Below are 16,669 nucleotides of genomic sequence, written 5' to 3' on the forward strand. Positions count from 1 at the left end.
TAAAAAAATCTTAAAATGGAAAAATTTACGTGCGGAATATGCGCTTTATGATATACTGGCTTTCGTTTATAGAAGGTTTAATTCTTTGAATAGAAGCAAGGTATGCCCCACAACAATCATAAGGATGTAAGCCACTTCCACAAATACATTCGACATGTGGATCTTTAAATAGTTCACTTATCGGCTTTATACTTCCATGACACTTTTTATACTTTTTTCCACTCCCACATGGGCATAAATCATTTCTATTAATTCTTGACACAAACTATTACTCCCTTTTATGTAGAATATATCTGTAATGTATCTTGTTAACTATTAATCCTTCCTTCATCAAGGTTATCTAACAAGAATTTAAAACATATTGATTTAGTGGTGTGTTAACCTAATTAAAATTTACAGATCACAATTTCAAATCCTATTAGTAACATTCTATGTGGTTAATAGGTTAATAGGTTTATAAAACACGAATGTTGTGTATTCTTGTTTAAAAAACAGTTAAAGAAAGAGCAAATCTCCAAATTTCTTACCATTCTATTAAGCAAAAATCCTTCAAAGAATCCAGTCTTGTAACCGTGGTGTAAATCGAAATCGTTTTCACATATGTATAGTTTCAATCCGTCTCCTCCTTATTCTTTCAATGTGGATTTCAATAATAACACTTTAATGATTGAGCCACAGTTTCCTGATAGATCCTGTTTAATGGTAAGCATTCGATTTAAAAGTTAAAGAATAATACCTGTAATTGGTTTTTAAACTAACTGCATATCAAATTCATCCGAATTCCATATGTATCAAGCAAATAAGATTGAGTAGAAACTAAAATTCTATCCATATCCCCAGTTATCTTTTTACTATCCACTCCCGGTTGAACAATATTTATTTCTAATTTAGAACCATACACTCTTAGTTTGTTCTCTATTTCTTTTAGTTTATCAAGATCCCCTAATTCAAATCGTGATACAGTACTTTTTTCCATCCTTTGAATTTCTCTTTTACGCATTCTTTTCACAATTTCTTTAGTATTTTGTTTCCAAATAACTGACTTTTCTGCTTGACCACAGACTTCATATAAATCACTAACTCTCGAACCGGGTGAATCTCCGTGAGAATACTTGCAATGATAAAATTCAAAAATAATATCGTTTTCACTTTCCTTTATAGCAATTATATCGGCAATCTCCCCCGCATCATCATCATCAAAAACAATACAGGAGTCACCAGTATCTAGTAATTTTTTTATGACATTATATTGTATGGAATCAGAAAATTTTTCGATTGTCTGTGATTCTTTTTTAATGTTTACCCCCATTGATTTCCAATCCCAAGAAAAAACTTGATTTGACGGAAAACTCTTGTCCTCATGGCTATCTTTTAATGTTACATATAAATTTCCTTCAAGAGTTGACTGGTCTACAAATTTAATTATTGGCGGATATTCTTGAAAGAAATCAGCAAGAAGAGTTTTTTCTTGCTCTTAACAATTCTTGTCTTATTTTTGGAAACTGATTTAATTCGGAAAGAATTATCCGATATTGATAATTCAAAGTTCTCTTTAAAACCTTCATTTCCAACATAGAATTGTAATACATCCTTTTTTGATTGTATTTCTGGCAATTTAATATCAACTTCGTATATAGGTATTTTAATTCCATCTCGTTCTAAAAATAAATTATCATCAGTAAAAAAATCTAACTCCAATGGCCAATCAATTCTATAGGGAATTTCATTTGGAAGTTCCTTGATGACTTTAGGAACTAATACTCCCTCTAGTATTTTTTGAGGATCAATAGTAGGATCTAAAACTTTGTCTATTATCTCATTGCACCAATTCATCCAATAATCTATACTTTCAACCCATTTCGCCCAAATAGTCCCTTTATGGGAACAACCAATGCTAACCTTTCCTTTGCCATTGTATCCGACTCCAAAAAGATTAGACTTATAACTATTACTTTTTGAGGCCTCAGATAAACCTTGTGCTATATCTACGCCAGCAAACATTTTGTATCTTATTGGGCCATTAATGGCAGAGTTTAAACCAACCGTCGCAAGCATAAGACGATTAATACCATATAGACATCTAAATATATTTTCTCCAGTTATTCTGTTACTCTCCCCGAAAATAGCTTCAACAAGCTTATTCGCTAAAGATTTATCTGTGGCATTAACAAAAGCAACATTTTTGTCTTGATTCCAGTAAATTACATATAATTCCCAACTAAGGTTTGAAATATTATGTTGAGTAGTCCATCCAACATTACTTTCTTTCGGTTCAATAATGACTAAAACTTTCTCTTCATCGTTAATATAGTACTTGCATATATTTTCATCGAGAACTGTAGTCCACTTTTCCCATGCCCATGATTTTGTTTTTACTATATATGCATACATACTAACTTTTGGAATAATTTGTTTTATACCAATTTTGTCGATACCGTTCCCTTTAAACCTTTCCTCTAAATCTTGTAAAGCTATTTCACGATTGATAAGCCCTTCTGATTTGATTGATAGTAATTGATTCCAATCTGAATCTCTATTATATAAATCTCTTATAGCTTCTTGCACTTCTTCATTTGCAATATTTGCTACAATTTTTGCATCTCCTAAACCTTTTTTTGTTCTGGCAAATCTCCCAATAAATTGAAGAGTTATAGGAAGGGATTTGTATTTATCATGGATTGCCGCTATTTTTAAGTTTGGTATATCAATGCCTTCTCCAAACATATTTACACAAACTACAATTCTAGATTCTAAGTTTTTCAAAGCTTGAATCCCTTTTCTCTTTTCACTATCACTAAGACCACTAATTAACAAAACTGGTTTAAACTTTTTATATTTCTTATTATATATAGAATCGTATAATTCCTTTGCACGATTTTTTGTACTAGCCCTAACCAATAATATATGATCGTATCCAGCATCAATGTCCTCTTCCAATAGCTTAACTGCTTCCCTCGCTATCATTTCATCACTTTTCTTATCATTAAATTCTTCTAATGGATAAAACATTATTGGTTGAAAATATCCTTGTTCTTGAGCCTTTGATAGAGGAAAATTATATATAATTTTTCCATCCATCTTTTTTTCGTCATTTCTGAAAGGAGTTGCCGTAAATTGAAGAATTCTATTATTAACAAAAAAACTTTTGAATTTACTCCATGTTTTTGCACTAATATGATGTGCTTCATCAACTATTAAAGTATCAAATTCTTGTGCAAGGTATTTCTTATATTCATCTGGGAATAAATTCGCTAATTGCATAGTTGTAACAATAATATTAGCTGGATCAACAAATTCCCTAAATTCCTCAAAATTATCAAATTGACTTGCTAACAGCGCAACATTGGGCGGCAGAACATATTTGTCATCAAGAATACCAATTTGGTAAAGAACCCCAAATGTTTTTGCTTTATCAAAAATTTGTTGCCTAAGTAGATTAGAAGGAACCACAATTAAAGTCTTTAAACACTTTTCGGCAACAATTGTAGCTAACATTGTTTCTGTTTTTCCAGTTCCAGTAGGCATAACAATAGTAGCTGCTTCTCTACTAACTGTCCAAAATGAGCGAATTGCACAAATTGCTCCAAATTGAGGTGGTCTCAGTCCTATTTGATTATTACCGTCAGCAAGAACTTCTTTAAAACTATTATTCCAAGTAGTGACCACATCTTGGGGTTTAAGAACTTTATTTTCATTATTAATATTACAGAAAAGAATATTATTTCCTTTTTTAATTGGTTTTGTTTTCATCTTATCCCTCCCACCTTATAGAACTACTCATAATATAGGGCTTGCTGAACGAATCAAATTTGGTCAGATACAAGCCAAATTCCGATTATCAAAATATAAAATAGTGTTGTGTAAAAATCTCAAAAAAAGAACCCTGAGCTTGCGCTCCAGATTCAGTATGAGGAATTGAAGGGCTACTACTGTTTCGCTGGTCTCCTGAAGGCGTGCTCGAATAAGGCCCAGCCCATACTTGCGCTTGCCTTCGCCAAATTTGCCTTCAACGGCATTACGTTCAGAGGCATCCTGCCTTGCGACGCGTTCCAAGGTTTTGTCTTCCGTTCTGGATGGGCGTCCTAACCTTGGCCCACTCAGACGAATGCCAAGAGATTTGCAGTATGCCAGATTATTACGGTTTCGGTAAATTTTATCTGCCAAGATCGCTTCCGGATAAAATCCGAACCGGTTGTAGTAGTTTTCAACAGATTCCTTGAGAGTGGTCCCTTCATTGTAATTTTCCCAGTCGAGGTGCTCAATCAAGGCATAACCATCTACGACACTGATGGCGACTTTTGAACCGAACTCCACGTTCGCTTTTGCCTTGCCGCGCACAATTGGACGGACATGTGGCTGGGAAATGCTTACAATCCGGTGGTCAACCCGGTGTGTTTTCTTTTTGTACATTTCTGCCTGTTGGCGGTAAAGTTCATGAATCACGAGAAGTTGCCTGTATTCATCTTTGCTTAAAAGAGACAGAGAGCTTTGGGAAACAAGATTTTTAATGATCTCCAGATCTCGTTTCACATATCCGAGCTGTTTGCCTACAGCTTTCCGGATTTTCCGGGCGCCAGCTTTACGTTGCTTAGCGACAGAAAGATAGTCCTTGCGGGCTCTTTTTCTGTAGGTCCGTGGCTTACGTAATTTCCCTTTGTGTGGTTCATGCAGGACATCAATGATATGTTCCAATTTCTCACGGGCTTCGTTCAACAACCCGAGGTCTGTAGGGTAAGCAATATCAGCCGGTGCACAGGTTGCGTCCAAAATGAGCTTTCCTCTGTTCTTCGTTTTGGGAGAAGCCGATTCAGTTGAATGCTTTTCTGAATCGGAACCGGAAGGCTGAAGATCGCCACGATCATGATCATGATCATTACGATCTTCATCATCATGATCGTCATCGTCGTGATCCTGATCATCATTGTTGTCGTTTTCCTTAGATGCTTCTTCCAATTGGCGTTTTTGTTCTTCCAGAACGATCCATTCATTCAGTTCGTTGATGATATTTGCGCCCAAACGTTTTCTAAAACGAGTCATCAGAGAATGGTCGAATGGGGCTTTTTCCTGGAATTCAGGCAAGCCGATAAAATACTGAAGATACGGGTTTTCTGTGATCTGTTCGACTGTTTCCCGGTCAGACAGCCCAAGCCGTTCTTTGATATAAAGAGCCCCAAGAGCGATTCTGACAGAATAAGCCTTTTCGCCTTTGAATTTCTTCTTGAAGGACTTGGCATACTTTTCTTCGGCCATCCACCAAGGAATCATTTCAGCAAGACGGACCCAGCGATTTTCTTTATTTCATTTCCCACCGAATGGTAGAAAAAAATCATCTACAAAAGTTAATTGATGTTCGGTCTTTTTGTACATCGTAACAGCCTCCAAGTGCAAGGTGTTTTACGTGTTTCCTTTGAAATCCTTACACTTTATATTCGACAAAAGTAGCCAAAATCCTTGTCAAATCTGGAATTTTTGCTTATTCAGCAAGCCCTATAATAATTCTGGTAAGTAATCTCTCCATCCTTTTCATAAAAATGTCTTTTACCAAAGTTGTTATTTTGTTGAGAATATAAGGCTTGTAGATTTTGAACTAACTGATTAAATCGTAAATCCGGTTGTTGTTCCCATATTTTGAACAACAGAGTTAATATCCTTGGAATCCTCTTCGGATCTCTCACTTTCATATCCCTCCAATACAAAAAAATATCTGCTTACTTTACCGAATAATTTATCTTATCACTGCTTACTTTACCGAGTAATTCACCGGTTAGCTTATTGAGTAAAATTCAAGAACTGGTTAAACCCTTTGATATCAAGGGATTCTTGATAATAACATTCGGTAAAGCAAGCATCGAAGGATACTTCGATGAGTACTTTACCGAAACACTAATTAACGAACTGCTTATTTTACCGAATTAGAGAGTGCTTTCATTTTCTTGAATATCTTGCTTCTAATCCGGCAATTGTCATATTTTCATTCACATCATTATGTGGTATTAATAAATAAACCCATTCTTTACCACCATTTTGCATTTCATGTTTGGTTGCATACTTACACCATTCAATCGCTGCATGTTTTTTTGCCTCTACTTCTTTATCGCTATCAATTTTATTAGCTGCTTTCAATTCTACCAGATATTTTTTATCTTCCGTTTCTACTATAAAATCTGGATTGTATGATTGTTTTTGATTATAATAAATTTTTAATTGATTTAAAGCTGGTTTAAACCAAACCTTCACCTTTGGATCCTGCTCACAAATAACGGCAAATCGGCGCTCATTTTCTGCATCAAATTTTTGAATTGAATATAGACAGCGACTAAACCCACCAAAGCTCATTCCCTTTATTGCTGAAGGATTTTTCACAGGTATTCGGAAATCTCTAACCTCTTCATCAATATCCACAGAGAAGGTATTTGTTTTAAGTACTTCGAAATCACTTCTCACATGAACATCATACTCGACTTTTGATTCCACATAATGCTCTAACATTTGTGAATGTATGCTATTTGCTAATAGTTGTTGATTATATAACAAAACATTTCTCACATCATTGTCATCTTTTAAGTACGATCTTAGATGATCAATTAACTGACCTACTAATTTATAAAGCAAATCAGCATGCTCTTCGTATGATATATCATCAAAATCAATTAATCTAGAAATAATATAGTTCTCTAATGGTTCATGTTCATTAATCTCCACTTTGAAATGCAGCGTATCTCTTTGCCTAGTTCTAAGTTCTTGCAATAGAATATCTTGCGTAACTGGTTGTAAATTAATATTTGCGACATCTAAATCAAAATCTTTAAAACCCCAAGTAATTTGGTTTTTCGGTTGAAGAATGATTTTTGGAATGTCTATTGTTTTCTCAACAATGTATTCAGTAACAGTGCCAACAATTTCTTCAACTATATTTGATTGATCTTCAAAAACAAATTCTATCTGACCTACAGGGTATGTAGATTTTACCTCTTTAATAATTTTTTGTTTTATTTCCGGTTTTGTTAAATGTGTATTAGATGGAATTTCAGTTAACTTTTGAATTGTCCTAAGTGTTGTTTCTGCAATATTTCTTTTTATTTCTACTCTTTTCTTAGCACTATCATCTTCTTTATTTAAGTCATCTCCGGCGATCTTTTGAATAATACTTTGTTTTACATTAGATTCAACAGAAACAACCTTCTTTTGTGATTTTGCAACATCTTTGCCAATGTAAACACCTTTGCGAATGATAGAATTCGGATTGTTGGCTTCATCAATAATTTCTTGGAATCGATCGTGAGCGATAATTGTCAATCTATCAACCGCTTTAACACCCGTTCGTTTTCCATATGGCAAACGAAGTCCACGGCCAATAGATTGTTCAACCAAAGTTTTTGAATTAGCAGCTCTTAATGGGATTATTGTATATAAGTTTGTAACATCCCAGCCCTCTTTTAATTTGTTAACATGGATTACAATTTCAGTATTTGAGTTCGGATCCTCTAATGCAAGCAGTTCTTGAATCGTTTCGTCTTTTTCTTCACCTGATTGTTTTGAGTGAACAGTAATTACTTTATCTTTATATTTTCCATCAAAGAAATCATCACTTTTAATGATATTCAATAATTTTTCAGCATGTTCTGTATCTTGAGCAACGATTAGAATGAATGGTTTTACAATGGGCTGATTATTCTCCCTTGCATATACTTCAAGTTCAACTTTTGTTTCTTCATGTACCAATATACCGTCATTAAGTTTAATGAGTTCTAATGAATCCTCATCAGAATAATTAGATGGATCAAAGTTTTCACGAGTAGCAACAGTTGGCTCTTTAACATAACCCTTTTCCATTGCCATATATAATGGAAAACTATAAATCACATTTTTAAATGGAATGGATCTCTGCCCTTTTTCAACTTGTGGTGTTGCCGTTAGTTCTAACCCTAAAACTGGATTCAATTCATTTAATACTCTAACTCCTGCTGAAGCCCGATAACGATGTGATTCATCCATTAATAAGACTAAATCAGGTAATGAAGATAAATATTCAAAATAACTTTCTCCAATATACTCACTTAGTCTTTTAATTCGAGGAGAATTTCCACCTCTTACCTCTGTATTAATTTTTGAGATGTTAAAAATATTAATCTTTACACTATCTGGGTCAAGCAGCCACATTGCACTTTCTTCATAGTTTTCACCTGTAATGATTAATGGTTCTTTTGTAGCAAATTGCGAAATCCCTTTGAAAACATATTTTTTAGTATTCGGTGTGAAATCCTGAATTAATTTTTCATATATTGTCAAGTTTGGTGCTAAAATAAAATAGTTTTTTATTCCTTTTGCCATATATAGATACGATAAAAACGCTCCCATAAGTCTAGTCTTTCCAACACCAGTAGCAAGGGCAAAACAAATCGATGGAAACTCCCTTTCAAAGTCCTCAACACTTGGAAAAAGATTTTTAATAATGTTAAGCTTCCGCTGAACTTGTTCAGTGGATGTATTTTTTTCTAGGGAGATGTTATCTACTACTTCCGCTAATATTTCCAAAGATTCCCTTTGTGGGTCTCGCAGGCTAAGACGACTTGAGATTTGCTTAACAAAACGATTCATTCTACATCCCCCTCATCAAATAATTCTATCTGCTCAGGCTCTTTTTCCATCATAGGTAGGTTTTCAACATTTAAGCTATAATCGTCTCTTCCAAACTCGCATTTTTCCAACACAGATTGAGGTATTTTTTTAAATGTGATATTCGGAAAATCATCTTGGTTTACATTAAATGCTTTACAGCAGACCAATAATGTTTCATCTTCCTTCATTTGGTCAGCAATATCATCCGCTAACTGTTGATTAACAAATTGTGTAGTAACAAAGATAAAATCATTTTCAGTTGATTGGCCATGTTTCCAATATAAATTTTTATCAGGATTATATTTAAATCCTTCAAGCTTACACATAGCTTCTGCTAACATTTCGGCATTATATTGTTTACTAATAACCCAATTACCATATTTATCTTTTTCCAGAAGACTTGGAGCCAATTTATAGAATCTAAATCCTCCGCCACCATGCCAATCAACTATTTTACTAATACCACTTTCATCAACACCATCAATAACTTTTTTCATTCTTGGTATTATATGTGTAAAGCAATGGTTTTTTAATTCAATCATTATCCATCTGCGCCCCATTTTATGTGCAACAGCACCTGTAGTTCCTGAACCAGCAAATGAATCTAATACCCAATCTCCTTTTTCTGTAACTAAACCAATTAAGGTCATAATTAATTTTTCTGGTTTTGGGTAATCAAAAGCCCTTTTACTACCAAAAATAGATTCCATTTCTTTTTTTGCATCATTATTAGTTCCATGTTCGTCTAAAATAGAACGTAATACCTTTCCTTCTTTAGGCATATAAACCTTGTGATGCGCAGTCCAACCATTCCTTCCCTTAACTACCCTTATATTACCTTCACGTAATTCTTTATAAAATGTTTCTTCGGATTTTTGAGAATAAATCTTTAATTCAGTTCCATCTTCACATTTATATTTAATAATTATTGGATTTTGTAACCCCGGTCTTGACAATGTGTCCCAATAATATCTTCCATTAGCATCAACTTCTTTATATCTTTTTAAATATTTTTCATCATAACTAATTCTCCATTTATTCACCTGTTTTTCTTTATCCTTTGCATAAACCAGTATATACTCATGATCTAAAGCAATATATCTGGAATCGTTCCCTCCTCCTTTCCTTTTTTTCCAAATTAAATCTCCTATAAAATTGCTTCTTCCGAAAATACTATCCATTAATATTTTCAAATAAGCATGCTCGTTTTCATCAATATTGACAAAAATAACACCATCATCTGATAGTAAACGGTAAAGGATTTCTAACCTTGCTTGCATTAACGAAAGCCAAATACTATGCTCTATTCCATCATCGTAATGTTCAAATGCATTACCCGTATTATATGGGGGGTCAATATAAATACATTTAATTTTATTTGTAAACTCCTCCTCTAGTGCCTTCAGTGCAAGGAGATTATCCCCATAAATTAATCTATTATCAAACAAATCTTCTTCAGTATATTTTTTATCTGCATGATAGGAATACTCGGAATCCTCAAGTAAAATTCTGGGTTCCAAGTTTATTTTTTTTTCTTTACCAATCCATGTTAATTCAAGTCGAGTTTTATTCAAACCCCACACCTCTTTCTAATAAATTCTCCATTTCAGCCCAAACAAATGTTTATTCGTAACTTTTTGCTGGAGTTTAGCTTCAATTCCTTCAAATAATAAATCTTTTTGTTCATCTATTTTATCCTGCTGATCATATAAATTTCTTCTCATATCATTTCGTTTCTTTTCAAGTTCTTTAATTTTTTTATTCATTCCTAGTTTTTCTTGTAAATTTCGAATTGATTTTGATTCCTTTTTTAGATAATCAATTTCTACAGAAAGTTCATCAATTTCCGCTTCAAGTTTTAATTTTAAATCTTTAGCCCATCTATCTAATTTTTCTAATTCTGAATCCATATATTCTGCAGTTCGTTCCATTATACTGTTTAATACCGCTTCTACCTGACATTCTTTAATATATTGAAGTGTATTATTTATAGAATTAGGTATTTCAATTTCTTCATGTTCAATCGCTGGTAATAAAAATAATTTCTCACAAATATCTTGGTCAATCTGGTTACCACTATTATCTACAGCTGAAAATATTAGATACTGTTCAGTTTCGACAGACTCTACATTAAGCAAATCTAAATAAAGCCAGCCGTCAGTGCCAACTAACGATTCAATAACACTAATCTTACCTTGATAATCACAGTATCTAAAGGTAACCTCTTTTGGTATTAACACCCTACCCTTGGCTTGTTTAACCCATTTTTCAGCTAAAGGGTGGGATAACCGATAGTGAACAACATTATTAGTACTTTCTTCCTTTTTTATTTGGGACATCAATTGATACTTTTTCTTATCTATAATAAAGGTTAATGAATTATCATCAAATACCGCTTCTCTTTGACCCTCAATTTTTGAAAGATTCCATAAAAATATCTCTAACTTATTCAACTGTATAGTTGTCTGTTCAAAATTATCTCTTAACTTTTCCCTTACTTCGTCATCAAAGTTTTCCATTAAACTTATACGTGTGTCTTGCATTTTAATTCGTATTTGTTCGTCCAATTCTTCTTGTAACCTGTTAAATGCATCATCAATCTCTTCTGCAGTTCTACAGTTCTGATAAATTTCTTGTATCCGTTTTTCAAAGTCAACTCCGGACTCCAACGAACCCAAAATTTCATCAGATGAACCAAATAATCCTTCGAACAGCTTGAACTTTTCTGAAAGTAAATCATAAACTCTTTGGTCTGCAGCATTCTTTTGATTCAAAAAATTTATCACAACTACATCATATTTTTGTCCATAACGATGACATCTTCCAATTCTTTGTTCTATCCTTTGAGGATTCCATGGTAAATCATAATTTACTACTAAACTACAAAATTGAAGGTTTATTCCTTCCGAAGCAGATTCAGTTGCAACCATGATATCAGCATGCTCACGAAAATATTCAACTAACGCTGCCCTCATATCAGCAGTTTTTGATCCCGTAATTTTACCATCATATTGGTGTTTCTCTATCCACCATTCATAGATTCTTTTTGCATCTGAATCTGAATTTTGACCGTTAAACATAACAACGTTATACCCTTTTTCTGTTAGCATCTCTTTTAAATATCTTTGTGTTCTTCGTGACTCTGTAAATATAACTGCTTTTTCATTAGCTCCTAATTCTCTCATTTTATTAAAGCCTTCATCTAATGCAAGGAGTAATGCGCCTCCTTTGGAATTTTTTGTAATAGACCTTGCTAATTCATAATAGGATTCTAACTCTCTTTTCTCTGATAATATTAAATTAATTATCTCTTCTTCCGTTAGTTCATCTATTTCAATTTCTTCTTCGTTCCATTCTTCAATGGTATCATCAAGTTCGTCAATATCTTGATAAATTATTTCTTCGTTATTTAATCGATTATCTTGTATTTTCCCAATTAAAAGTTCATCCAAACTTTTTATTAACGATTGAAGTGTATCAGTTAGTGCAAAAGTTGAAGAAGCCAAAATTTTCCGAATAACTAATGTCATTAAAGAACGCTGACTTTTTGGTAAAGCAAATAACAAATCTCTTTGTAAATATGATGATACTTTTTCATATAATTCCCATTCTTCATTTGTCGGCATAAACTTTTGTGTGATTGGAATACGTTGAGTGTATTTTACATATTCTGTAACCTGACGTCTTAAAGTTCGATGTGTAACGGGACTTATACGTTGCTTTAAATCAATAAAATCAGCTTGTGACAACTCTTTCGTTCCTCTGGAAAACTGTTTTCTAAAAGAGATCTCATCCCCAAAAATATGTGGATCAATAAAACTGATTAATCCGTAAAGTTCCATTAAGGAGTTTTGTAATGGAGTAGCTGTTAATAATAATTTTGGAAAACCTCCTGTTGCAGAACGTAATGCACGAGCAATTTTATTAGATTTTTTATAAACATTTCTTAAACGGTGTGCCTCATCAAAAATTATTAAATCCCAATTAACTCTTCTTAATTCAATTGCTTTATTTTTCGCAAAATATAAAGACGTTATAACTACCATATCTTGTTGATAAAAAGGATTCATTATTCCAGCAGCTTGCATCTCTTTAAAATTTTTATTTTCTAAAATAATAGATGGTATGTAAAATTTTTCCAATAATTCTTGACTCCATTGTTTACGTAAAGGAGGCGGTACTATAATTAAAATATTTCTTTTCCTTTCAGCCCACAATTGACTAACAATTAGTCCTGCCTCAATAGTTTTTCCTAATCCAACCTCATCTGCCAATAATGCGCCTCTTTCAAGTGGTGCGCGAAAAGCAAATAATGCTGCTTCAACTTGATGGGGATTTAAATCCACCGTTGCATTTATTAACGATTGGTTGAGTCGTCCAATTGAAGAAGAAGAGTTTTGTTTAGTTAATTCATATGCATAGTATTGGCTATGATAATATGTACTCATTTAACCTCCCCCATTTCAAATATCCTGTACAAATATACTTTCCGTTGATATCATTAGTTCTATTTTACCATATTACAAAGATGTCTATCTATTTCACCTAATAATTACGTATGTGTCAAGTTTTTCTCGATAAGAGCTTTTTGCGATGTTAACAATTTTTCTTTCAATGCAAATAGAACACCACCAGAAATATAATATTGTCAGATAAATATATGCCCATTTTCACTATAAAGTCAATTTTACACGCTTAAAAAATGTACTGTTATCAGATAATTGTTGAAAAAATATAGAAATGTATCTAAAAAAAGGCGCACGAATCCAATGATCCACAAGCGCTTTTTTTGAAATTGATTTCCTTTATGTGGATAAGTTAAGAAACGAGGCTTCTCATTTTTTCAGCCTGGTTCTCTTTGATCCGGCCTAAGGCCATGGCTAACATGACACAGAGTGCCAGTCCACAACGCAGCTTCATTTTAGCCATTCCCCGAATTGTATGAAGTTCAAAGCCGAAAGAAGTATCAAGCCGGCTGTTCACGCGCTCTACAGCTGTACGTCTGTTGTATTCTTTTTTCCACTTATAGCTCGATCGATCAATGGGTGTAAAAATACGCCTGTCTTCAGATAATGAGATACGGAGCCCTTGTGCCACGGGGCATTGAGCCTTGCCTTCACATGTCACTCCCATTTGTTTCGCCGGGCAAAGTTTTTTTAGTTTCTGGCGGTCTTTCTCAAATCCCCCGTTGCACATTTCCCGTTGTTTACCTGTTTCAGGGCATACGCAGGATACGGTTCCTTTGTAGTTATAAACGACGTTTTCCTTTCCCGGGAGTAATCGTGTTTTGTCGGGGTCTTTCCACATATTGCGAATATCAATGATGGGCTTAATCTTATACGTATCCCAGAGTTTCGTAATCAGCTTCGTGTCATCATAACCCCGGTCTCCCGCCATCGTTTCCGCTGTTTTCAGAAGCTTTGGCTGCTTTTCTTCCATTTGCTCTAAGAGTTTATGCCCTTCCGTAATGTCTGACTCAGACGCTTTTGTAACCTTGAATGTTACCGGTAACTCGTAGGTTGCATCCACCACCAGATGCAGTTTGTAGCCAAACCATTTCACAACTTTTTGCCATGGGTTGCCTTCTTTTGTCACACCACTGTAAACCTTCTGGCTATGATTTGCATCCAGATCCCGGCGACCATCCTCGGTTTCATGCTTGTTCGGATGTTTAGAAAACGATGAGATCGCCTTGCTGTCGATTGCCAAGCGTTTACCAAAATCCGGCAACCGTTCCAGGAGCTGTTCTACCAAAGTCTCAAACATTTTATCCATCATTTCTTCGTCACGGATTAGGGATTTTAGAAAGCGCGTATAGGCATATGAAGTTGGAACCTGCCCTTCAAAGCCACACATCTCCCTTAATTGGCCATTACGGGAGAGTTCACGGCGTAATTTCTCAATGCTTTCATGTTGAAATACAATGCCTGCCAAGATAGAATTCCACATGGCACGAACGGGGTAGTCATTACGGCCCTTCCCCCTTTTCTTTTCAAGGCTTTGCATGAACGCTTCATCAGGCATGTAGTCCAGTACAAGGCGAAGACGGTCTAAATCTCCAAGAATCTCAATTTCTTTCCATGTAAACAGACTCATTTGTGGTATAATAGCCATACAGGTGAACCTCCCAGTGTTAACTCCCAGTGTTAAGATGTTAGTCCTAAAACTATTTTAACCTACTGGGGAAACGGGTTCACCTGTTTTTGTTTCAGTGGGGTGGAATTTTTGTCCACTCCTTATTTTTTTATCATTTTTGCTTGTTTCCCCCTCTTTTTAGGGGGAAAATTTTTTTATCCTTTTTTCAAACCCTTGGGCTACAAGGAGTCTGTAACATCGCAATTACCTCGATAAGGTTTAAATATCGGGATTCCAAGACACTCTTTTTGTACACTTTCGTATAGATTGATAACGGGGGTGTTGATGCGCGCGAAATTCACTCGCTTTCCGCGGGCGGCCGGCGATCCTCCTCGCTCGTACCTCGCTGCGGGGTCTCTCCTGGCCCGCTTTTCCCGCAGGAGTCTCGTAAATTTCGCGTGCATCAACGATCAGTCCCCCACATACCAGGCTTAAAACGAAAGCTCTAATATTTTGCTTAAATGCCCCATTGCCGATGAACGGCTTGAATGCAGGGAAACTGATCCGTGCTTTACGCCGATTGACGGGCGTACAGGCTGCTTGAATCGTTGAGACATCCTGATGGATTGTTGCAAGCTCCGTTGCTTTCTCGCGCTTCTTGAACGGTGTTTCAGATAGGTTTCCTGCAATGTCCCGTTAAGCATGCCCTGTTTCACCTTTACCATGGCTTCGGCGCCAGCTTTACTCCAATGCATCCCCCTTTTCTTCATTCTGAATGAGATATGCCTTTGATTTGATTCCATTGCCCCCAGGCCTCTCGCACCTTCCGGTACGTTCTCTACCTTGTCCCTCCAGTCAAAAATGCGGTCCCAGTTTTTTAGGATGTACGAACGAAACTCCTTGACTTTCTTAAGGCTCTTTTCATCCGTCAATGTGCTTTCATGCGTATCCAAATACAATGTGAATTGGTCTAGGTCATGCGTTCTAATCGCTTTTCTAATTTGCTCTTTGATCTCGCTCTTTCCGCCCCCGAATGTCCTTACGATGGCTTGTGCAACATGGTAGGTATCCAGCTGGTTGAGCACCGGAAATTCCGACTGTGAGAATGCTGTTTGAAACCGTTCAGCTGTATACCCTGCACCTCCATCGCTGTTTGTAATGACATGCGCTTTTTCAAGAGAGTAGGTGTTGGCAGCTTTGGCTTGCACTTCATCCCAAAATGTCTGGATTGCTTCCGTCGTCATGATAACTGTTGGCTGACGCAGGGAGACCCTTTTGCCATTGGCTTCCCATCCCTCATAGAGAATGGCGTGGTGGACTTCCGTACTCTGTTTCTTTTTCAGTCCCCGGACAAATACACCATCTGCCTCGGAAAACAGATAGTCTACCTTCTTCCCACCAGGCAGTGAGGCAGCTACTTCCAGCTCTTCTACAAGTGCCCTGTCAGCTTCTGCCTGTGTTTTTCCTACGCGTTTCACCATTTTCCCTACAGTTGTGTGACTAAGGCTCACTGCTGTCCATTCTTTTAAAACATCAGCTACCTTCCGATAGGTGTTCTCGCTTGCCAGCTCTGCCACCTTCAATTCCACTAACGGGCTGTATCTCTGATGTGGTACCAGCCCCAAGCATTCATCCAGAGGGTAATGCGAACCCCCTCTCTTGTCATGCATGAATGAGCGTTTAAAATTCACACTTCCAAATAGAAACTGAACGCTCCTGTAATCACTCCGGCAGTACTGCCAGCCTTCCGCCTGTTTCTTCAGTCTAATCGTTTGATCTAACTTCTCAAATACGTCCCCAACCCATTGTGTAAAAACTTTTTGCATCAGAATTTTAACCTGTTCTTCAAATTCAATAAGACTCTTTGTATCCTTTAATAATCCAGCAATTATTGATATAATATCCATGGGAAGACCTCTCTCTAGATGTTCATTTCATGGTGTACATTTAGATGATAGAGTGTCTTCCTATTTTT

At 35.5% G+C, this 16,669-nt stretch carries 8 protein-coding genes and 1 pseudogene; all 9 read right to left on the minus strand.

Going from position 1 to position 16,669, the window contains the following annotated elements; genetic code table 11:
- Positions 1–25: 25 nt before the first annotated feature.
- Positions 26–262: an SEC-C metal-binding domain-containing protein gene (locus tag NSQ19_RS15800; protein WP_445684493.1), complete on the minus strand. Its 237-nt coding sequence runs from the start codon at positions 260–262 to the stop codon at positions 26–28.
- Positions 263–754: 492 nt separating this feature from the next.
- Entirely contained in the window at positions 755–1,309 is a 555-nt protein-coding gene (locus NSQ19_RS13630; RefSeq protein WP_340703039.1) for a hypothetical protein, read from the minus strand.
- 113 nt (positions 1,310–1,422) lie between these two features.
- A complete protein-coding gene (locus NSQ19_RS13635) occupies positions 1,423–3,750 on the minus strand; it encodes a DEAD/DEAH box helicase (RefSeq protein WP_340703040.1) in 2,328 nt (775 codons plus the stop codon).
- 63 nt (positions 3,751–3,813) lie between these two features.
- A pseudogene (locus NSQ19_RS13640) lies at positions 3,814–5,367 on the minus strand (IS5 family transposase).
- A 558-nt stretch (positions 5,368–5,925) separates the two neighbouring features.
- Entirely contained in the window at positions 5,926–8,598 is a 2,673-nt protein-coding gene (locus NSQ19_RS13645; protein ID WP_340703041.1) for a DEAD/DEAH box helicase family protein, read from the minus strand.
- The gene (locus NSQ19_RS13650; RefSeq protein WP_340703042.1) at positions 8,595–10,193 is read right to left on the minus strand and encodes a site-specific DNA-methyltransferase; all 1,599 of its coding nucleotides are present in this window, start codon (positions 10,191–10,193) and stop codon (positions 8,595–8,597) included. The genes NSQ19_RS13645 and NSQ19_RS13650 overlap by 4 nt, the downstream gene beginning before the upstream one ends.
- Positions 10,194–10,208: 15 nt before the next feature.
- Complete coding sequence (locus NSQ19_RS13655; RefSeq protein WP_340703043.1) at positions 10,209–13,067, minus strand: SNF2-related protein; 2,859 nt, start codon at positions 13,065–13,067, stop codon at positions 10,209–10,211.
- 370 nt (positions 13,068–13,437) lie between these two features.
- The gene (locus NSQ19_RS13660) at positions 13,438–14,733 is read right to left on the minus strand and encodes a transposase (protein ID WP_014097075.1); all 1,296 of its coding nucleotides are present in this window, start codon (positions 14,731–14,733) and stop codon (positions 13,438–13,440) included.
- 452 nt (positions 14,734–15,185) lie between these two features.
- Positions 15,186–16,601, minus strand: coding sequence for an ISLre2 family transposase (locus NSQ19_RS13665; protein WP_340703044.1), 1,416 nt, complete (start codon positions 16,599–16,601; stop codon positions 15,186–15,188).
- Between the last annotated feature and the right edge of the window lie 68 nt (positions 16,602–16,669).

The organism is Weizmannia sp. FSL W8-1119 (genome assembly GCF_038008605.1).
GTDB lineage: Bacteria > Bacillota > Bacilli > Bacillales > Bacillaceae_C > Weizmannia > Weizmannia coagulans.

Bases quoted from the DNA above. Each gene is read 5' to 3' on its own strand.
- NSQ19_RS13635 (WP_340703040.1), bottom strand. From the start codon at position 3,750: ATGAAAACAAAACCAATTAAAAAAGGAAATAATATTCTTTTCTGTAAT.
- NSQ19_RS13665 (WP_340703044.1), bottom strand. From the start codon at position 16,601: ATGGATATTATATCAATAATTGCTGGATTATTAAAGGATACAAAGAGT.
- NSQ19_RS13630 (WP_340703039.1), bottom strand. From the start codon at position 1,309: ATGGGGGTAAACATTAAAAAAGAATCACAGACAATCGAAAAATTTTCT.
- NSQ19_RS13645 (WP_340703041.1), bottom strand. From the start codon at position 8,598: ATGAATCGTTTTGTTAAGCAAATCTCAAGTCGTCTTAGCCTGCGAGAC.
- NSQ19_RS13660 (WP_014097075.1), bottom strand. From the start codon at position 14,733: ATGGCTATTATACCACAAATGAGTCTGTTTACATGGAAAGAAATTGAG.
- NSQ19_RS13655 (WP_340703043.1), bottom strand. From the start codon at position 13,067: ATGAGTACATATTATCATAGCCAATACTATGCATATGAATTAACTAAA.